The sequence below is a fragment of the Labilithrix luteola genome, from assembly GCF_001263205.1.
In the GTDB taxonomy this organism is placed as follows: Bacteria; Myxococcota_A; Polyangia; order Polyangiales; family Polyangiaceae; genus Labilithrix; species Labilithrix luteola.
Genome location: NZ_CP012333.1, coordinates 6,783,362 through 6,801,487 on the forward strand (window position 1 = coordinate 6,783,362; position 18,126 = coordinate 6,801,487).

Sequence of the window (18,126 nt, forward strand, 5' to 3'; positions counted from 1 at the left end):
CGCTTACGGCGTCGCGTACTGCGTGCCGTTGAACGAGTAACGAAGGACCTGCAGCTTGCCCCAGGGCAGGAGCAGCGGTTCGATCGATCCGCCGGGCTTGTCCTGCGGCCAAGGATACGTCTTCTCCGTCCAGCCTTTGGCAACGCCTGGACGAAGCTCGATGTCGAAGCCCTTGCCGCTCTTCGCGGGAACGAACTGCGACAGGCCCTGGATGCGCTTGCCTCCGAACCCTCGCGAGGTCTCCACCGCGAAGATGCGCGCGATGTTTCCGCTCTTCACTTGGTAGATGAACATCCCATCGACGTCGACCTTCTCGCCTTGCGGCGTGGTCACACGACGAAGCCCGCGGATGACGATGTCGGCGGCGCCGTCACCGGTCACGTCGCGTACCGTCATCTCGGCCACGTCCTTGTCGGTCTCGAACTGCGAGAGCGTCAGGCGTGAGTAGGCGTTTCCGCCTTTGAAACCTGGGCCGAACACGACGACGTCACGCCCGATGAGCAGCACGCGTTCGGGGCGCGAATCTCCGTCGACGCTCACTTCGAGATCGAAGCGCGGCTTCGTTCCAGCCGGCGTGCCCGTGTCGCGCGCGTAGGCGTCGAGCAGCGCCTTTGCCATGTCCGCCGTCTTCGCGCTCGGAGGCGAAGGCGACGGGCCCGTGTCGAGCGAAGAGCCTTGCGACTCGGACGCGGCGTTCGCCTTCGCGAAAGGGGCAGCCTTTCCGGCTTGGGGAACCTCGCTCACCTTCGTCAGCTTGCCCTTGTCGTAGCGGAACGTGCGGGACTTCACGTTGCCCCAAGGGAGGAGCACTGCGTTTTCTCCCTCGAACGGAGCGTCCGGGAAGTTCGACATGTCCCAGCCGGTGGCCGGCTCCACGCTCACTTCGACTTCTTTCGACGAGACCCGGATGGCGTTCGAGACGCGCTTTTTCCCGTCGCTCGAGGTGATGGCGATTTCCTGAGAGAACGCCGTCACGGGCTCGTCGCCACTTCCGAGCGACCAGATCTCCAGCACCTCGTGCTGCATCGCGTTCGAGGTCACGCGGCGACGAACGACGAGGTCGTCTTTGCCGCGTCCCTCGAGATCGCGCGTTTCGAGCGTGACGAGATCGCCTGCGATCTCGCGCCAGAAGAACTGCTTTCCACCGCGATAGCCCGGGCCGCAGATGGTGAAAAAGCGGCCGAAGACGCTGATGCGTTCCTTGCGCTCGTCACCGGTGACGTCCGCGAAGACGTCGATCTTCGGCGTCTCGCCGGCGAGGTTCTTGGGGCCGAGAAGTCCATCGACGACCGCCTGCTCGGAGGCCGTGGGCAGGGCCGGAAGATTGGCCGCGTGCTCGGCGTTGCCGGGGCCCGTTCCGAGGACGGCGTGGCCGTCCGCGTCGTGGTAGCGCAAGGCTCCGCGAAGACCGAGGCGCATCGTTCGCGCTTCGGGGAAGGATGACCACGGGATGGCCGCCTCGAAGCTGTAGCCGCCTTTGATGTCGGCCTCGACGATGCGCGCACCCGCGACGCTCTCGCCCTTGCTGGCGCCGGAGAGCCACTTGACCACTCCCGAGCTCTCGCCGGGTTTTCCGGCCCAGAAGCCGATCTCGTAGGCCTTCAGCGAACCGCGTCCGGACGGGAAAGCGAGTGTCATGGTGACGCGATCGTCGCCGTCGCCGTGTGCCTTCGTGCGCGTCAGCTTCGGGTCGGTGATCTCACCGGCGACATAGACCTTGGCATCGTCGTACTGAACGGCAACTGCGAGCCCGAGGCCGCTCGTCGACCCCTCGAGCGCTTCCTTCGCCGCCGACCGTGCATGCCATTCCTTGAGCACGCCATCGAGCCTGACCGGATTCTGCCTGTCGACCTCTTCGGCGCGGAGCGGGCCCGTCATCGCTACTTCGGTGCCCGTTGCGCCACCTTGCTCGCGATTCCCCGCGCCGCCGAGAGAGGCGAGGCCTCCCTGGGCGGCAGCGAGCTCACCGATCGAGTCGTCTTTCGCGGAGTCTTTCGCGTCAGGCGCCTTCGCCGGCGCGCCGCCGCCTCCACATCCGAGAGCAAAGAGTGTCGCCAGGCTTCCCGTGGAAAGGATGCAAAATGCACGCTTCATCGACTGCGTGCAGAATATCCCAACGCGGTCAGGCGCGTCGCGACATCGGGCCCAGATTCTTCCCGACGACACCGATCCGCTGAAGGAGCTTCAGACCCTCCACCATCGGCACGATGGAGGCGGAGAGCGTCACGAGTACGACCCACTCGATGCCCGACAAGGCGTACGTCTTGAATACCTCGCGCAGGCTCGGCACCAGCACCGCGACGAGGTGGATGCCGGCGCTGACGACGACCGAAAGGAGCAGTGTTGCCGGAAGAATCGGACGGAGCGCGAACATCGACTCGGTCGAGGAGCGGCAGTTCAGCGCGTGGAACAGCGGCGAAAGTGCGAGCAGCGAGAAGGCGACGGCGCGGCCGTAGTCGACCTGGCGAACGCCCGGCTCGCCCCAAGGCCAGTAGTAGCAAGCGACCGCGAGGCCGCCCATCAACACACCGACCGCGGCGATGCCGAGATAGTCGCGCGTGCCGAGGAGGCCCGAGGTGGACTTGCGCGGCGGCTCGCGCATCTGGGTGGGATCGGGCGGATCGATGCCGAGCGCCAGCGCCGGCAGGCCGTTCGTCACCAGGTTGATCCAAAGGATCATGATCGGGCGAAGGCCCGGCAGCGAGGGCATGACGCTCGCGACGAACACGGTGACCAAGAGCCCGGCGTTCGACGAGAGGAGGAAGAAGATGAACTTCTGGATGTTGCGCCAGATGGCGCGTCCTTCGCGGACGGCGTCGACGATGGTCGCGAAGTTGTCGTCGGCGAGGACCATGTCCGCGGCTTCACGCGCGACGTCGGTGCCCTGCTTGCCCATCGCGATGCCGATGTGGGCTTCGCGTAGCGCGGGGGCGTCGTTCACGCCGTCGCCCGTCATGGCCACGATGTGACCACGGGTCTTGAAGGCTTTGACGATGCGGAGCTTCTGCTCGGCAGTCACGCGCGCGAACACGCGAACGCTGTCGATGCGCCGTTCGAGCGCTTCATCGGTGAGTTTCTCGAGCTCGGCGCCGGTGAGAGCGATCGCCCCTTCGTCCCAGAGGCCGAGCTCCTTCGCGATGGCGACGGCGGTGAGCTTGTGGTCGCCGGTGATCATGACCGCGCGAACGCCGGCCTCGTGGCAGGCCTTGACGGCCTCTTTCACGCCGATGCGCGGCGGATCGATCATGCCGACGAGGCCTACGAAGGTGAGGCGCTCCTCGATCTCGAGGTCGTACCCATTCGATGCGCTGCCGTCGCGCGAGACCGGCGTGGAGAGGTCGCGGCGTGCGACGGCGAGAACGCGGAGCGAGGCGCCGCTCATGCGCTCGGCTTCGGCGAGGATGGAGTGACGGATCTCGTCGGTCAGCTCCTCGACGCCGTTCACCGTCTGGTGCGCGACGCAGCGAGGAATGAGAACGTCGGCGCTGCCCTTCGTGTGAGCAACTTCGCGCCCGTTCTTGTCGAGCGTGACGACGGTCATCCGCTTGCGATCGCTGTCGAACGGGATCTCCTTGACGATCTGGTGCGACGGAACGACCGACTCTTTGGGAACGCCGCCCTTTGCGGCGAGCGTGAGGAGGGCGCCCTCCGTCGGATCGCCGATGACACGCCAGCCGCCGTCTTTCGGTTCGAGCTCGGCGGTGTTGGCGAGGGCGATGGTCGCGAGCAAGTCGCCGAGGGCGGCGTTCGCGGCGACGTCGACCACGTTCTTTCCGAGGTCGAGGATGTCGCCCTTCGGATCGTAACCGGTGCCGGTCACGCTGTACGAAAGGGTGCCCGCGAAGATCTCGCGAACGGTCATCTCGTTCTGCGTGAGCGTGCCGGTCTTGTCCGAGCAGATCACCGTGGCGGAGCCGAGCGTCTCCACCGCCGCGAGCTTGCGGATGATCGCGCCGCGCTTGGCCATGCGTTGCATGCCGAGGGCGAGCGTGATCGTAGTGATGGCCGGAAGGCCTTCCGGAATCGCGGCGACGGCGAGGCTCACCGCCTCGAGCAAGAGGACGTGCCAGGTGTCTTCGCCACGCACCATGCCCCAGGCGAACATCACCGCGCTGATCGCGAGGCAGGCCCAGAGGACGCGGCTTCCGAAGTGATCGAGCCTCTGTTCGAGCGGCGTCTTCTGCTGCTCTTGTTGGCTCATGAGGACGCTGAGCTTGCCGAGCTCGGTCTCTTTGCCCGTCGCCACGACGACGGCGCGGCCCTTTCCTCGGACGATCGACGTGCCCGTGAAGAGCATCGTGGTGCGATCGCCGATGGGGGCGTCGTCGGGGAGCTGCGCGCGCGCATCCTTCGCGATGGGGAGCGACTCGCCGGTGAGCGCCGCCTCTTGCGTCGCGAGGTCGATGGTCTGGAGAAGGCGCGCATCCGCGGGGACGGCGTCGCCTGCCTCGATCTCGAGGATGTCGCCGGGCACCAACGTCGACGCGGCGATGATCTTGACCTGATCACCGCGGCGCACGCGCGCCGTCGGCGTCTGCATGTTCTTCAGCGCTTCGAGCGCCTGCTCGGCCTTCCGCTCCTGATAGAAGCCGAGCACGGCGTTCAAGACGACGATGAGGCCGATGGCGATCGCGTCGCCGAAGCGCGCGAGGAAGCTCGCGCCGCCATGCGTGCTCGCGCCGTTCACCGTCGCGACGACGGCTGCGACGAGCAGCGTGAGCACGATCGGGTTGGCGAACTGCGCGAAGAACCGCTTCCAAGGGTTGGGCGGCTCGGGGGCGGGGAGTTCGTTCGGTCCGTACTTTGCGAGGCGCGCCTCGGCCTCGGCCTCGGTCAGGCCGTGCGCGGGGTTCGCTTCGAAACGGGCGACCAAGGCCTCGCACGCACCCGCGTGCCAAATGACCTTCGCTTCCACGTCACGACGTGACGCGTCCCTGCTGGGGCTCGCCGAAATCTGCTGCATTCGCGGTACAGGCTACGTTCAGAACGCCGCCGGCAAAAAGACAATCGTGCGGCGGCGTCCGGAACGGGCTGACTTCAGCGGCCTGCTTTGCGCTGTTGTTCCTGCGTCTGCTCCGCCTCGAGCTCTTCGAGCGCGGCAGCGAGCTCGTCTTGCTCGGCAGCCGAGGGCGTGGGGGCCGGGATGCCGGCTTCGACACGCTTCGGAGCCTCGGCCTCGGGCGCCGGGGCTTCTTCGGGCGGAAGCATGCCCATCTTGCGCTTGAGTGCGACGAGATCCTCGTCGGCCCCTGCGGTGCGTTCCAAGTTCTGGAAGCGGCTCGCGAGGATGTCGCCGGTGTACTCCTCTTGGATCTCGCTGGCGGCTTCGGCTTCGGCTTCGAGCTGGTCGATCTTGCCGGCCATCCGGTCGAAGGTCTCGAACGCGCTCTGATCGCGGAGACCGTGCATGGTCTCCTGGATCGCCTTCTGCGCCTCTGCGCGCTTCTTGCGGGCGATGAGGACGTTCTTCTTGCGCTTCGCCTCTTCGATCTTGTCGTTCAGCATCCGAAGAGCCTTCTTCAGCTGATCGACCGCGTTTTTCTGCTTGGTCCACTGCTCCTGGAAGGTGGCCGCGAGCTGGTCGTGCTCCTTCTTCCGGGCGAGCGCTTCCTTCGCGAGCTCTTCGTTGCCCGCGCGGAGGGCCATCATTGCGCGGCGCTCCCACTCGGCGGCGTGCGCGGTTTCCTGCTCGAACTGCTTCGCGAGACGCTTCTCGTCGGCGATGGACGAAGCGACCTGCTTCTTCGCCTCGACGAGCTGGTTGTTCATGTCGAGAACAACCTGGTTCAGCATCTTCTCCGGGTCTTCGGACTTGCTGATCAGATCGTTGAGGTTCGACTTGATGAGCTGAGCGAGGCGGCTGAAGATCCCCATTTTTCAGGCGTTCCTTTGCGACGACGACGCGGGCGACTGAGCCTTCACGGACAGCTCCTTGAGCTTCGCGACCTGCTGGGCCAGGGTGACGTCGATCTCGTCGAGCGTTGCGGCAAGCTCGTTGTAGTCCAAGTTTTCCAGCTCCAGTGCACTCACCAGGACGATTTTTCCGTCTTCCAGGCCGAAACTCGTATGCACGAGGGACTTCGCGTTGATGGTGAGGAGCTTTTCGTAGAGCTCACCGTTCATCGAGGCGTCGCCGGTGATGTCTCCGACGTGGACCCGGAGCACGACGATAGGGGGGGCAACCAGGAGCGCGGTCGGCGGCATGTTGCCTGCGCCGCGAACCAGGAACGTGCCCGGTTGGTCGTCGATCGGCGAGTAGCGCCGGTTCATTTTTCCGAGATAAGCCTCGACGTCTTGGACGCTGCGCATGGGCTGTCGTGTTCTCGTGGGGTCCTAAGGGGCGTTTCTACGGCGGTTTGGGAGGTCTTTGGGGAAACGATCCAGCCCCCCGATTCAATCCTGGGAGCGATCCCGAGAGCAGCCTAACCAGGGCTGTCGCCTGTCGCTACGTCTTCGTGCTAGCCTCGGCCTCGATGGCTTCGGAGCCTGGCCTCACGCCAGGATCGATAATCGGCGGGGTCTACAAGATTCGCCGATTGATTGGTCAGGGGGGCATGGGTGAGGTGTATGCAGCGGAGAGCCGGTCGGGCGAAAAGGTCGCCCTCAAGGTCCTCCACGAGCGCGCCGCCCAAGACCCGGATCTCGTCGCGCGCTTCAATCGCGAAGCGAGCATCGCGAAGGAGATCCAATCGCCCTACGTCGCCGCCATCCTCGGGGCCGGCAAGGAAAAGGACGGCCGGCTCTGGATTGCGTTCGAACGCCTGGTCGGGGAAGGGCTCGACGAGCGCCTGCGTCGTGAGCAGTACCTCTCCTTCGCGGAGGTGGCCCCGATCGTCGAAGACGCGCTCCAGGGGCTGAACGGGGCGCACAGCGCCCACGTCGTCCATCGCGACATCAAGCCGGCGAACCTCTTCATCGAGAAGCGAAAGCTGACGCAGGAGGAGATCGCGGGGGGCGAGCACGAGGAACGCACGCGCATCCTCGACTTCGGCGTCTCGAAAATGAAGGCCAGCGCGGCCCGCCGGAGCGAGCCTTCGCTCACCGCGTTCGATGCCACCCTCGGGAGCTTCGCCTACATGGCGCCCGAGCAAGTGCGTGGCTCCGCCCGCGTCGACGAGCGCGCGGATCTCTACGCGCTCGGCGCCGTCGCGTTCCGGGCGCTCACCGGCCGCCTGCCCTTCGAGGGCTCGAACGCGCTGACACTCATCGCGCTCAAGCTCGATCGCGACCCGCCGACGCTCGCGCACACGACGGGTGACACCTGGCCTGCCGCCATCGAGAAGTTTCTCTCGAAAATCATGGCCCGGGAGCGCGAGAAGCGGTTTGGCTCCGCTACCGATGCCCTCGAGCAGTGGCGGAAGGTGTGTCGCGTGATGGGCAACACACGGCGCCAGAAGCCGGTGATCGCGCCCTCGCCCTACGAGTCGATGGACGATCGCACCGAGGTTACGGCGGGCACGTTCAGCGATCCCGGTTCAGGCGCGCTCGGCCGTCGTCGTCGCTGACGCGAACAGCCCGCGTGACGCGGACGAACGAGGTTCAGTAGCAGGTCCTGCTGTCGGGCCCGAGCTCGGCGCAGGCGCTCGTGTCCGTCAGGGCCGTGCGGAGGTAGAAGAGGCGGCAATTTAGCGTGTTGCCCGCGTCCGGGCCGGTCGGACTTTCGCCGCCGCCATCGACGCCAGCATCACGGAACGGGAACGTGGAGCACGCGGTCACGCACTCGGGCTGCGATGCGTAGGGCGTCTGTTTGATGCCCGCGTCGGCCGAACAGAGCGTTGTCGTCAGCTGACAGAACACGGTGCAGCGGTCGCCGCAAACGCCCCCGCCGAAGGGCCCTGCAGCCCCGCAATAGCGAGGCGCATCCGCCCGCGAAGGGCTTCCCGCGTAGAACTGGCGGCAGGCGACAGTATTCGTGTCCTCCTCGCCACCCTTGCCGACCGGGAGTGCGTTGCAGAATGCCATGCACTCCGCCCTGGAGTTGTATTGCGCGCTGGCGTTCGTGCAGGTTTCCCCGATCAAATCGCAATATTTCTCGCACGAAGGGGCGGGGAACCCCATGCCCGCGTCGGACGGTCCCGCCTCGGGCATTTCGACGACGCTGCCGTCGCGGCGGGGCATGCTCGCATCCCCCGCGCTGTACGAGCCGGAGGTCGCGTCGTCGTCGCTGCATCCTCCAACGACGGAAGCGGCCCCGGCTGCGAGTGCAGCGGTCATCGAGATCGACGCGGACAGAGCGAGAAAGCGACGCATGGGAGGTGAAGCGAAAAGGCGTAAAACCAAGGGAACGCGGAGTGCGCGGCCAAATGTGAACAATGTGAACAATTCGAAGAAGGCGAAGAAGGCGAAGAAGGCCGAAGAAACGGAAAACGCAGGCTGAATCAGAACCCGGCGCGCGAGCCGATGTCCTTTCCATCGTACTCGTTGCTTTGCGACGCCGCAAAGACTCGACCATGCTCAACCATTCCTCTTGCCGGTGAGCCACGCATGCGTGGTACAACGCAAATCTGTGGATGCTACCGTCGTAGCGAAGGGGCGCGTCGAGGTTCGCGGTGGGACCCTCAAGGTCAGCCGCGGTCAAGCCAACAAGCAGTCCCTGGAGGTCGGACCGGAGACCCAGGTGATCGGGCGAAACGAGGCGTGTGACCTCGTGCTCGATGACCGCAAGGTCAGTGCGGTTCATATGGAGCTCGTCGCCACCGAGCGTGGCGTGCGCGTGCGAGACCTCGGGTCCCGCAACGGCACCTTCATCGGCGACACGCGCGTCGGCGAAGTCTATCTGATGAAGCCCACGTCGCTGACGGTGGGCGAGTCGCTCCTCGAGTTCAGCCCCACCACGCCCGAGCAGGTCGACATCCCCGAGGTCGCGCAGTTCGGCCCCCTCGTTGGCGTGAGCCAGGGCATGCGCGGCGTGTTCGAGCGTTGCCGCAAGGCCGCTCCGACCGACCTCACGGTCCTCATCCTCGGCGAAACGGGCTGCGGCAAGGAGCTCGTTGCCCAGGCGATTCACCAGGCGAGCTCGCGCGCGAACAAGCCGTTCGTCGTCGTCGACTGCGGCGCCATCCCGCCGAGCCTCGCGGAGAGCGCGCTCTTCGGTCACGAGCGCGGTTCGTTCACCGGCGCCGTCGACAAGCGCATCTCGCCCTTCGTCGAAGCCGATGGCGGCACGATCTTCCTCGACGAGCTCGGAGAGCTTCCCGTCGACGTCCAGCCGAAGCTGCTTCGCGCGCTCGCCGAGCAGCGCATCAAGGCGGTCGGCTCGAACAACTACCGGCCCGTCAACGTCCGCGTCATCGCGGCCACGCGTCGTGATCTCGTTCGCGAAGTCAACGCGGGCACGTTCCGAAGCGACTTGTACTTCCGCGTTGCGCAGCTCCGCATCGAGTTGCCGCCGCTTCGCGAGCGCCTCGAAGACATCCCGGCCCTCGTTCGCAAGATGATCACCGACCTCGGCGATCCGAGCGCGAACGATCGTGTAACGACCGACTCGCTCGAGCGCCTCATGCGCCACGACTGGCCGGGCAACGTTCGCGAGCTCCGCAACGTCATCGCCGTCGCTCTCGCCTTCGGCAAAGAAGGCCCGATCGACCTCGCGCAGCATCTCGCGCCGCTCGTTTCGGCGAGCGAGTCGACGCCCACGCGCGGCCGCACCTTCCAGGATGCGAAGCGCGAAGTCCTCGCTCGTTTCGAGCGCGAGTACTTCACCGCGCTTTACGCCGAGTGCAGCGGCAACGTGAGCGAGATCGGCCGGCGCGCCGCGATGGAGCGCGCGCATGTTCGCGGCTACCTGCGTCGCCACGGTATCGGCGACCCGAAGAAATCCAGCGAGCCCTGAATCACGGCACTCGCGTCAAGCGCGGCGCGAGCTGGCGTGAGAGACGCGAGACCGACACGTGCCATGAATCGCCAGATTCTCCGCTTCGTGTCGGTCTTGTCCGTCGTGATGCTGGCGCTCGCATCGGCGCGCCTCATCGCCCAAGATCCGCGGTTCGCACTGCTCGTCGTCGGCATCATGGCGGGCTTCGTCGTGCCCGGGTGGCTCGCGCAGCGACGCATGCGCCAGTTGCTCCTCTCGGGTGACGTGCGGAAGATTCTCGGAACGTGGCAAGCGTCGTTGCGACGCGTGACCTACCCCGAGACGATGGCACCGCTGCTCACGGCGACGGCCTATGCCGCGTACGGGTTCATCGACGCCGCACGCCAGAACATCGAGCGCGCGGCACGTGGCCCGGCGTGGGAAGCAGCGATGGAGCAACGACTGTTCGTCGACACGCTCCTCGACGTCTACGAAGGCGAGCGAGACCGCGCGATGACGCGTGCGAGCGAGCTCGAACGGCTGCCGCTGCCTCCCGCAGGCTTCTGGATGAAGCGGAAGATCGCCAAGCTCCGTCGCGGGATCGCGGCGCTCGCACGGGCCTTCGCTCATGCGAGCGAGGCCGAAGACGATCGCGCACTTCGCAGTGCCGCGCGTTCGTCGCCGCTCGTTCACTGGGCCATGCGTTATGCGCGCGCGATCGTGCTCGTGGATCGCGGTCGAAAGAACGACGCCCTCGCCCTCATCGCCGACGCGCCGGCCTGGCCCGAGGAGAGCGCGTTCCACGCGTTTCATTCCGAACTGATCACGAGCGCCGCCTCGTGATTTTGCGTGTTCCTACGTAGTGCCACGCTCGAGGTTTCGGGCTGAAAAGCTCTCTCGTGCGCGGAATCGGCCGTCTCGGCCGCTAGGGATAGCTCTCGGCGTGGCGGCACGGCTATTCTCCCGGTGATGGTCGCCACCGCGGGGAGCAGGCCTATCCGTGCGCCTGCGCTCACGAAATACGACGTCCTCGAGGAGCTCGGGCACGGCGGGATGGCGACCGTCTATCGCGCGAACGACAAGCGCCTCGGGCGTGACGTCGCGATCAAGGTGCTGCACCCGCACCTGAAGGAAAGCAGCGAGATTGCCCACCGCTTTGCGGCCGAGGCCAAGGCGGTCGCGAAGCTCAGGCACCCGAACATCGTCGAGGTCTTCGATGTCTCGTCGGAAGACGAGCCTGAGCAGTACCTCGTGGTCGAGCTCGTGCGTGGCGAGACGCTGCGCAAGCTTCTCCAGCAGCGGGGGGCACTGCCGCCCGAAATTGCGGCCGCGCTCGCCGCCGAGCTTCTAGCGGCCCTCGCCCACGCGCACGCGCAGGGCGTCGTCCACCGGGACGTGAAGCCCGAGAACGTGCTCCTCGAGCTTCGCCCTCCGCGCTCGCTGGGGAGTGGTCCTTCGTCGGATCCGACCTCGACGCCGGTTTCGTCCAAGGAGAGCGATCGCTTCGCCGTGAAGCTCACGGACTTCGGGATCGCCAAGCTGCTCGACGCCCAAGGCGTGACCTCCACCGGGCAAGTGCTCGGAAGCCCCGCGCACATGGCGCCCGAGCAGATCGAGGGAGGCGAAGTCGATGGCCGCGCCGACGTGTTCGGGCTCGGCGTCCTGCTTTACGAGTGCATGGTCGGGCACCTGCCGTTCGAGGGAAACAACCCGGCGCAGGTGCTGAGGCGCGTGCTCGACGGCATCTATCCGAATGCGGAACGCGAGAAGCCGACGATCGGAAAGCCGTGGAGCCAGATCCTCGATCAAGCGCTTGCACGCGAGCCCGAATCGAGATTCGACGACGCTCAGATCATGCGCGACGCGATCGTGGCCGAGCTTGCTCGCCTTGGTTACACGTCACCGCGCGAAGAGCTCGAGGCGTATTTCGACGACCCCGAGGCGTGGACCACGCGCCACGACGAGACCATCATCGGCCGCCTTTGCAAGCTCGGCGGGGAAGCGCGCAAACGCGGCGATGCCGTCAGCGCCGCTGCCGATTACAACCGAGCGCTCGCGTACGCGCCGGCGGATCCGCAGCTTCTGCGCATCGTGTCGACGATGCATCGTGCCGAGGCTCGGATGCGCCTCGTTCGACGCACCGGACCGCTCTTGGTCGTCGTTGTCGCGCTGGGCGCGGGCTCCTTCTTCGTCGCGCGAGCGCTGAAGGGCAAGCCCGAAGGTCCGTTCGTGCCAAAGCCCGTCGAGAGCGTCGCGGTGGCGGAGCGACCGAGCGAAGCACCGCCAGTAGCGTCCGTCCCCACCTCACCGAGCGCGACGGCGGTGAGCTCCGCGCGCCCGGTGATTCCTGTCGTCTTGCACCCTCGTGGGGGACAAGATGCAGGCCCCGTGGCGAGGGCCAAGCGCAAGCTTACGTTCGCGAGCGTCCAGCCCCCGGCCGGCGTTTGGGCGAGCATCGACGGCGCGACGTCCTTCGAGCCGTACACCGGCATGTCGGTCGACATCGACGGCGAGCACCATGTGCTGTCGCTCTCCTGCAAGAGCCCCTTCACCAACAAAGAGCTCTGCGTGCCCGAGACGCGCGACATCGCCGCCGGCGAAAAAGAGCAATCGCTCGACGTGCGCCTCCGCATCCTCCCCGCGAGACTTCTCGTGGACGGTGACCCCACGCACTCGTATCGGATCGAAGAGATGCCGAACACGCCAGTGGCGGCGGGCGCGGTGACGTCGATTCCGATGAGCAAGGGCTCCGACGAGATCACCGTGGTCGACAGCATCGACCCGACGAAGCGTCGCAAGGTCCGGCTCGAGCCAGGCAAACAGGAGACGGTCTCCTTCAAGTGAAGGCCGAGCGCGGAACCGGTGTAAACTGGCGCCGATGATGCGCGTGCGGCGCCGTTTGTCTTGCTCGGCACGGCTGGCCGGCGTCGCGTGCGTTCTCTTGGGCCTCGCGTTCGCGGGCGAGGCGAAGGCCCAGGGGCGCGTCGAGATCGAGAAGGCTCGCGCGGCGTATCTTGCACGCAACTACGCGGACGCGGAGCAGCGGCTCAAGTTCCTCGTCGACCCGCGAACCGGCTTCAAAGAACCCGGTCTGCTCTCGCAGGCGCGTATGTACCTCGCGGCGACCTACCTCGCGCAAGGCAAGCGCCCCGCTGCCATCGAGACGCTCGAAAAGCTCGTCCTCGAAGATCCCACGTTCGAGCCCGACCCGCTGAGCTTCCCCGGCGACGTCATCAACACGTTCATCGACGTCCGCGCGAACCTGCAGGAGCGCTTGCGCCAGGCGGCGCAGAACGCCGCGCGGCTCGAGGCCGAGCGAAAGGCGCGCGAGGAAGCCGAGCGCGCACGGCAGGACGAATGGCTGCGCCAGGTGAAGGAGATGGCGCAGGAAGAGAAGATCACGATCCAGAACCAGCGCCTCGTGGCGTTCGTGCCGTTCGGGGCAGGCCAGTTCCAGAACCATCAGCCTGCGCTCGGCTGGCTCTTTCTCTCGTCCGAAGCCGCGCTCGCGGCGGCGGCCAGCATCACCGTGCCGATGTACTCGTATGCGATCCATCGGCAGAACGAAGAGCGCGCAAGCGGCGATATCGATCAAAAGGCCCAGCTCTATCGCGATCGCGCCTCCAACATCCGCATCGTGAACTTGAGCCTCATCGGAGCCTTCGCCGCGGTGGCGATCACGGGCATCGTGCAGGCGAACGTCGCGTACGTCGATTCGTTCACCGAGACGAAGAAGCGCCCGCTTCCGTCACTGGGACCGGTCTCGCGCCTCGCACCGATCGTCAGCCCGGTGGCGACCGAGGGCTCGGCTCCGAACGGCCTCTACGTCGGCCTCACGGGCGCGCTCTTTTAGGCTCGCTCCGGCGGATCCCTTGCATCTCCTCGTCCCGGGCTCGCTCCCGGGCTCGCTTCTGGGCTCGGTGTGAGGAGCCGCGAGGGATCATGGACATCTTTCGATCGGTCGAGGTTCGATGGTTCTTCGACGACGCCGCGACACCTGAAATCCAGGTCGTTCGTGAGCTCTTCGAGGCCGCTCACGCCGAGCCCGTCCGCACCGACGTGTACCTCGTCACCGGGCGCGAAGACCTCGGCTTCAAGGCGCGCATGCTGGGCGGTCGCGCGCGCTTGGAGACGAAGTACCGCCTGGGTGCGCTCGGGCCGGTCGAGTTGTCGCCGAACGTCGTCGGGTGCGTCGAGTCTTGGACGAAGCTCTCCATCGAGAACGACGACCCGCAGCTCGAGGATCAAGGACGCTGGCTGCGCGTGGAGAAACGACGGTCCCTTCGCAAGTTCGCCGTGAACAACGACGTCGTGAGCGAAGTGTCATCGGATGCGAACGAGGAAGCGGGGGCTGGCTTCGAGCTGACCATCCTCGGTGGAGACTGCGCGGCGGGGGGCTGCACGCTCGGCATCGAAGCGTTCGGACCAGAGCCTCGCTTGCTCGTGACGTTGCTGCTCGTTGCTCGTTTCGTGTTCGCTCGCGCGCCAGGCGTGGTGCTTGGGGCAGGCGCGTCGTTCGGCTATCCCGCGTGGCTCGAACGACTCGCGAGCTGACCGCGAAGCGCGCGTCAACCCCTCGACAGGTTCGTCTCGTTCGGGCAGTTTCGCGCGGTGCCCGAATCGCTCGTTCTCGCGCCCACGTCCGACCCGCATGTCTTCGCCGCACCCGACGGCCGCAAGCTCTCGCCGCCTGCCGGTTGGGCGTGCTTGCCTCCGGGCGATGCGGCCCTCACACGTCGGGTGAAGCTCGCCGGCCCGTCGTGGGCGGTCATCGAGAAGCGCGGCCGAAAGGCCTTCTCCAAAGGGCTTTGGGCGCCGCGCGAGAACATCGAGGCGGTGCGCGTCGCGATCGAGGCCGAGCGCTCGACCGATTCCTACGCGAAGAAGCGCGCGTCCGACGTCGCTCGACGCGACCGTACGCAGGCCGAGTACGTGGTCACCTTCGAAAGCGAGGTCGAGAGCTACCTTCGCTTCTCGAAGGAGTGGCGCGAGCTCGGACGCAAGATGGCGAACTTGGTCGCCGCGCATGCCACGCCCGTCGGCAGCGGGACGGTCGCGCGCACCAAGCGCATCCCCGTGGCCGAGCGCGCCGAGGCCGCGGTCATTGCGTGGATGCGCCACCAGACGACCGCCTACGATTCGATGGTGATCCCGCGCATCGCAGGCAAGCGCCGCGAAGTTCGTCGCGAGCTCGCGCGCATCTCCGTCGCGGTGCTCGAGCTGCATCGTCGCGACGTTCCGCACGCCATCCAGACCTGCCCGCTCTGCAAGGCGATCGTCGACGCGGTGTCGCGCACGCAGGTGTCCTGAAACACGAATCCCCCGGCCACCTCACGGCCGCCGGGGGCTCTCAACATGCGCGGCGACTACGTTGGTTCAGTGAACGCAGACCTATCCGGCTCGGGGCCGTTCGTCATGGCGCCGCCCGGCAGACGTTGTCCGTGCAAACGCCGCTCATGCAGTCGCCGGCTTCTGCACACGCGAGGGCGTCTCCGCACTTCGTCGGGCAGGTGCCGCCGCAGTCTTTGTCCGTCTCGGTTCCGTTCTTGACCTCGTCGTTGCAGGCGGGGGCCTGACAGACTTTGCCGGTGCAGACGCCGCTCGCGCAGTCGCTGGGCGCCTTGCACGCCGCCGTGGACTCGCATTTCTTGGGGCAGCTGCCACCGCAATCCTTGTCGGTCTCGTCGCCGTTCTTGACGCCGTCATTGCAGGCGGGAGCGCTGCACAGCTTGGTGGCCGAGTCGCAAACGCCGCTCGCGCAGTCGTCGTTCGTCACGCATTTCTTGGAGGCGTCGCACTTCGTCGCGCAGTCGCCACCGCAATCTTCGTCCGTCTCCTTGCCGTTCTTGACGCCGTCGGAGCACGAGATCGGCGAGCAGGTGTGGTTTGCTCCGCAGGTGCCGCTCGTGCAATCGGTGGCGACGCTGCAGGCCTCCCCGTCGGTGCACGCGGCGCAACCGCCACCGCAGTCTCTCGCGGTCTCCTTGCCGTTTTTGACGCCGTCCTTGCACGTCGGTGCCGCGCAGACCTTGTCTTTGCAGACGCCGCTCGCGCAGTCGACGCCGCCGCCACACGCCTTGCCGTCAACGCACTTGTTGCACGCGCCGCCACAGTCGACGTCCGTCTCCGTTCCTCCCTTGACGCCGTCCGTGCAGGTCGACGGCGTGGCCGTGCCGGAGGGGCTCGAGGTCGGCGGAGTGCCCGCATCGGCGCGGTTGGTGGTCGCGCTGGGCGTGTCGTCCGAGCAAGCCACCATCAAGGGGACGGCGACGGCGGCAAGGGCGAAGAAGGCCTTCACCGGATTCGAGTACGGTCGTGCAAGTTTCATCATGGCAAGCGCTCCCCTTGAAAAAGAAATACGAAGGGCCGACCGTGAAGCTCTCAAAGGTCGAGTGAGCTCTGCAAGTATCAAAAGAGTTTCGTTTCGACGAGCACGCTCGTAAAAGCGCGCCTGCATCACCGCACGCGCACGCGCACGCGAGCGAGTGCCCTCTGCAAGCACCGAAACGAAGCGCGCTTCTACGTGCATGCTCGTAGAAGCGCGCGCGTTCGCGATTCGCGATTCGATGCGCGTCGGACGGCAGCCTTTCCGGTCCGCCTGCTCACCCGCTCGCATCGCGTATCTCGCCGCGAACGAGATCGCGATGCGAGAGCATCGTTCGCCAACCGCCATGCGACCGATGCCGGACGCAGCGCATGATGCGGGTGGGGGGCGAACACGGGCGGCTTCGGTCCGCTGCGGTCGCCCGTGACCCACGTGGGAGCCGTTGGGATTGCACGTTATGTCGTCGAATGTCGTACTGTTGTGCCCTGTCTGTGCGCGAGCGCTGCCGGACCCAAGCAACCGAGGCGCTTGGGCGTCAGAAACGATGCATGGTCTCGTTGCCCCGGCCGTTTTTCCGCCGTCATGGCGTGCTGTTGCGGCGCACCCTCTCCCACGAAAGCGAAATTCTCTCCTGGACTGCGAATCCTCGAAGCCCTACCTGCATCGGATGGGCATGAGGGCCTTCTCGCGATGGGCGTCGTTCCTCTCGGCCTCGCGGAGAGCGCTGCTTTGCGCGGCGCTCACGGCCGTCGCCTCGTTCGGCCTCGTGCTCGGGTTCGGAGCGGCGCCGCCCGATCTGGCCATGACCATGTCATCGTCGGCGTCCTCGTCCTTGTCCTCATCCTCACTGGGGCCAGCGCGTCAGTCGCTCGACGCGCTTTTCGGCTTCGGCGGTGGAGACGATCAGGTGTTCGTCATGGCCACGCCCGATGCGAACAACGAGTGCTGCATCATCACGCGCGTTCGCGTGGGCCAAGCCGCGCGAGCCGACGGCCGGCGTTCAGCAAAGGCTCCGACGTCGAAGCACTTCTGACGTTTCAGAGTGCTTTGCGCACGAAGATGTCTTCGAGCGTCTCGCGCTTCGGCGTGACGGCCTCGACGTGGGCGCGGCCGGCAAGGGCGCGTTCGAGAATCTCTTTCACGGCCTCGTCGCCTTGCGCCTCGAGCACCATCGTGGTGCCCACGCGCTCCGACTTGGACGCGAGGCCGGCCAGCGTCGTCGCGATGTCGTCGGCGACGTCGCGCAGGGTGATCTCGCTCTTGCGAACGTCGGTGCCGAGCAGCGACTGGATCGTGCCTCCGGCCACGACCTCGCCCTTGCGCAGGATGCAGACGCGTTTGCAGAGCAGCTCGACGTCGCTCAGGATGTGACTCGAGAAGAAGACCGTTCGACCGGCGCGAGCTTCTTCGACGATGAGGTCACGCACCTCCTTGCGGCCGACGGGATCGAGACCGCTCATGGGCTCGTCGAGGATCAGGAGATCCGGCGAGTGAACGAGTGCGGCGGCGAAACCCGTACGCTGCAGCATGCCCTTCGAGAGCGCACGCACGGGACGGTCGATCGCGTAGGCGATCCCCACGCGCTCGATGACGCGTTCGACGGCTTTGGCGAGCGAGGCGCCGCCCATGCCGTTCAGCCGACCGCAGAGCGAGACGAACTCGCGCGGGGTCAGGTACTGGTAGACGTACGGGTTCTCGGGGAGAAAGCCGACCTTGCCCATCGCCTCGGGGGAAGGGACCTCCTCGCCGAGGATCGTCGCGCGCCCGCTCGTCGGCGTGATGAGGCCGGTGAGCATCTTGATGGTGGTGGTCTTGCCGGCGCCGTTCGGCCCGAGGAAGCCGAAGATGTCGCCCCGCTCGACCTCGAGCGAGATGCCTTTGACGGCTTCGACCTTGCGCCCCGTGAAGGGCTTCACGAACGTCTTCCTGAGCTGCTCGACGGAGAGGACGATGTCGCTGCCGGCCACGTCGTCGGTATATCAGATCAGGCCCAATTTGCGGCGTTCTC

The 18,126-nt window shown here is 66.4% G+C and carries 15 protein-coding genes; 8 read left to right on the forward strand and 7 right to left on the reverse strand.

Going from position 1 to position 18,126, the window contains the following annotated elements; all coding sequences use genetic code 11:
* Positions 1–3: 3 nt before the first annotated feature.
* From AKJ09_RS29455 to AKJ09_RS29470, 4 genes are all read right to left on the reverse strand, one after another.
* Positions 4–2,094, reverse strand: coding sequence for a DOMON domain-containing protein (locus tag AKJ09_RS29455; protein ID WP_146651192.1), 2,091 nt, complete (start codon positions 2,092–2,094; stop codon positions 4–6).
* Between the two features lie 28 nt (positions 2,095–2,122).
* Positions 2,123–4,963 (reverse strand): cation-translocating P-type ATPase, encoded by a 2,841-nt coding sequence (locus AKJ09_RS29460; protein ID WP_146651193.1) that lies wholly within the window; start codon positions 4,961–4,963, stop codon positions 2,123–2,125.
* Positions 4,964–5,037: 74 nt separating this feature from the next.
* Positions 5,038–5,874: a PspA/IM30 family protein gene (locus tag AKJ09_RS29465; protein WP_146651194.1), complete on the reverse strand. Its 837-nt coding sequence runs from the start codon at positions 5,872–5,874 to the stop codon at positions 5,038–5,040.
* 3 nt (positions 5,875–5,877) lie between these two features.
* Positions 5,878–6,309 carry a type III secretion system chaperone family protein gene (locus tag AKJ09_RS29470; RefSeq protein ID WP_146651195.1) on the reverse strand — a complete coding sequence of 144 codons (432 nt, stop codon included), beginning with the start codon at positions 6,307–6,309 and terminating at the stop codon, positions 5,878–5,880.
* A 164-nt stretch (positions 6,310–6,473) separates the two neighbouring features.
* Between AKJ09_RS29470 and AKJ09_RS29475 the strand changes: the two genes are divergently transcribed.
* A complete protein-coding gene (locus tag AKJ09_RS29475; RefSeq protein WP_146651196.1) occupies positions 6,474–7,505 on the forward strand; it encodes a serine/threonine-protein kinase in 1,032 nt (343 codons plus the stop codon).
* A gap of 34 nt (positions 7,506–7,539) precedes the next feature.
* Here the strand turns inward: AKJ09_RS29475 and AKJ09_RS29480 are convergent, their stop codons facing one another.
* The gene (locus tag AKJ09_RS29480; RefSeq protein ID WP_146651197.1) at positions 7,540–8,250 is read right to left on the reverse strand and encodes a hypothetical protein; all 711 of its coding nucleotides are present in this window, start codon (positions 8,248–8,250) and stop codon (positions 7,540–7,542) included.
* Between the two features lie 256 nt (positions 8,251–8,506).
* Here AKJ09_RS29480 and AKJ09_RS29485 point away from each other — a divergent pair, with 256 nt between their 5' ends.
* The 6 genes from AKJ09_RS29485 to AKJ09_RS29510 all read left to right on the forward strand — a co-directional run bounded on the left by AKJ09_RS29485 (position 8,507) and on the right by AKJ09_RS29510 (position 15,103).
* Positions 8,507–9,832: a sigma 54-interacting transcriptional regulator gene (locus AKJ09_RS29485; RefSeq protein ID WP_146651198.1), complete on the forward strand. Its 1,326-nt coding sequence runs from the start codon at positions 8,507–8,509 to the stop codon at positions 9,830–9,832.
* A gap of 63 nt (positions 9,833–9,895) precedes the next feature.
* Positions 9,896–10,636 carry a hypothetical protein gene (locus tag AKJ09_RS29490; RefSeq protein WP_146651199.1) on the forward strand — a complete coding sequence of 247 codons (741 nt, stop codon included), beginning with the start codon at positions 9,896–9,898 and terminating at the stop codon, positions 10,634–10,636.
* A 126-nt stretch (positions 10,637–10,762) separates the two neighbouring features.
* A complete protein-coding gene (locus tag AKJ09_RS29495; protein WP_146651200.1) occupies positions 10,763–12,637 on the forward strand; it encodes a serine/threonine-protein kinase in 1,875 nt (624 codons plus the stop codon).
* Positions 12,638–12,671: 34 nt separating this feature from the next.
* A complete protein-coding gene (locus AKJ09_RS29500) occupies positions 12,672–13,646 on the forward strand; it encodes a tetratricopeptide repeat protein (RefSeq protein ID WP_146651201.1) in 975 nt (324 codons plus the stop codon).
* An 89-nt stretch (positions 13,647–13,735) separates the two neighbouring features.
* Positions 13,736–14,347 carry a hypothetical protein gene (locus AKJ09_RS29505; RefSeq protein WP_146651202.1) on the forward strand — a complete coding sequence of 204 codons (612 nt, stop codon included), beginning with the start codon at positions 13,736–13,738 and terminating at the stop codon, positions 14,345–14,347.
* A gap of 57 nt (positions 14,348–14,404) precedes the next feature.
* Complete coding sequence (locus AKJ09_RS29510; protein WP_146651203.1) at positions 14,405–15,103, forward strand: DUF2293 domain-containing protein; 699 nt, start codon at positions 14,405–14,407, stop codon at positions 15,101–15,103.
* Positions 15,104–15,206: 103 nt separating this feature from the next.
* Here AKJ09_RS29510 and AKJ09_RS29515 read toward each other — a convergent pair whose 3' ends face one another.
* The gene (locus AKJ09_RS29515; RefSeq protein WP_146651204.1) at positions 15,207–16,124 is read right to left on the reverse strand and encodes a hypothetical protein; all 918 of its coding nucleotides are present in this window, start codon (positions 16,122–16,124) and stop codon (positions 15,207–15,209) included.
* 667 nt (positions 16,125–16,791) lie between these two features.
* Between AKJ09_RS29515 and AKJ09_RS29520 the strand changes: the two genes are divergently transcribed.
* Positions 16,792–17,151 carry a hypothetical protein gene (locus AKJ09_RS29520; RefSeq protein WP_146651205.1) on the forward strand — a complete coding sequence of 120 codons (360 nt, stop codon included), beginning with the start codon at positions 16,792–16,794 and terminating at the stop codon, positions 17,149–17,151.
* 4 nt (positions 17,152–17,155) lie between these two features.
* Here the strand turns inward: AKJ09_RS29520 and AKJ09_RS29525 are convergent, their stop codons facing one another.
* Positions 17,156–18,085 carry an ABC transporter ATP-binding protein gene (locus tag AKJ09_RS29525; protein WP_205633830.1) on the reverse strand — a complete coding sequence of 310 codons (930 nt, stop codon included), beginning with the start codon at positions 18,083–18,085 and terminating at the stop codon, positions 17,156–17,158.
* Between the last annotated feature and the right edge of the window lie 41 nt (positions 18,086–18,126).

Coding starts and splice junctions, on each gene's coding strand:
- AKJ09_RS29455 (WP_146651192.1), bottom strand. CDS start 2,094: ATGAAGCGTGCATTTTGCATCCTTTCCACGGGAAGCCTGGCGACACTC.
- AKJ09_RS29460 (WP_146651193.1), bottom strand. CDS start 4,963: ATGCAGCAGATTTCGGCGAGCCCCAGCAGGGACGCGTCACGTCGTGAC.
- AKJ09_RS29465 (WP_146651194.1), bottom strand. CDS start 5,874: ATGGGGATCTTCAGCCGCCTCGCTCAGCTCATCAAGTCGAACCTCAAC.
- AKJ09_RS29470 (WP_146651195.1), bottom strand. CDS start 6,309: ATGCGCAGCGTCCAAGACGTCGAGGCTTATCTCGGAAAAATGAACCGG.
- AKJ09_RS29475 (WP_146651196.1), top strand. CDS start 6,474: ATGGCTTCGGAGCCTGGCCTCACGCCAGGATCGATAATCGGCGGGGTC.
- AKJ09_RS29480 (WP_146651197.1), bottom strand. CDS start 8,250: ATGCGTCGCTTTCTCGCTCTGTCCGCGTCGATCTCGATGACCGCTGCA.
- AKJ09_RS29490 (WP_146651199.1), top strand. CDS start 9,896: ATGAATCGCCAGATTCTCCGCTTCGTGTCGGTCTTGTCCGTCGTGATG.
- AKJ09_RS29495 (WP_146651200.1), top strand. CDS start 10,763: ATGGTCGCCACCGCGGGGAGCAGGCCTATCCGTGCGCCTGCGCTCACG.
- AKJ09_RS29500 (WP_146651201.1), top strand. CDS start 12,672: ATGATGCGCGTGCGGCGCCGTTTGTCTTGCTCGGCACGGCTGGCCGGC.
- AKJ09_RS29505 (WP_146651202.1), top strand. CDS start 13,736: ATGGACATCTTTCGATCGGTCGAGGTTCGATGGTTCTTCGACGACGCC.
- AKJ09_RS29515 (WP_146651204.1), bottom strand. CDS start 16,124: ATGATGAAACTTGCACGACCGTACTCGAATCCGGTGAAGGCCTTCTTC.
- AKJ09_RS29520 (WP_146651205.1), top strand. CDS start 16,792: ATGAGGGCCTTCTCGCGATGGGCGTCGTTCCTCTCGGCCTCGCGGAGA.